Raw genomic sequence first — 587 nt, 5'->3', positions numbered from 1 at the left:
GGACTCATCGACCCCCTCGACGACATCGCCGACCTGTGCGCCGCCCACCACGCCCGCCTCCACATCGACGCCGCCTACGGCGCGGGCCTGATCTTCAGCGACGCCCGCAAACACCTCCTGCACGGCCTGAACCGCGCCGACACCGTCACCCTCGACCGGCACAAACTCGGCTGGCAGCCCGCCGCCGCCGGACTCCTGSGCGTACGCGACCCCGCCGACCTCACCCCACTCACCCACAGCGCCGCCTACCTCAACGCCGACGACGACACCGAAGCGGGCCTGCCCGACCTCCTCGGCCGCTCCCTGCGCACCACACGACGCCCCGACATCCTCAAGATCGCCGTCACCCTCAAGGCCCTCGGCCGCCAAGGACTCGGCACCCTCGTCGACCAGGTCTGCGACCGGGCGCAGGAGTTCCCCCCCCTCATCGACAAGCCCGTCCTCTTCAGGCCCACCGACGCCGACGAGAACCACATCGCCCACATCCGCAGAGCCCTCCTCACCGAAGGCACCGCCGTCCTCGGCCGCGCCGACCTCGCCGGACGCCGATGGCTCAAAGCGACGCTGCTCAACCCCCACACCCGGAC

General features: G+C 71.5%; 1 protein-coding gene. It reads left to right on the top strand.

The genetic code is table 11. The annotated features are described in order from the left end of the window. A partial coding sequence (locus AB8Z36_RS42215; RefSeq protein ID WP_369218587.1) for a pyridoxal phosphate-dependent decarboxylase family protein occupies positions 1–587 on the top strand: 587 nt, incomplete at both ends.

The organism is Streptomyces flavofungini (assembly GCF_041028215.1).
Lineage (GTDB): Bacteria > Actinomycetota > Actinomycetes > Streptomycetales > Streptomycetaceae > Streptomyces > Streptomyces flavofungini_B.
This window is presented reverse-complemented; position numbering and strand designations above follow the sequence as displayed.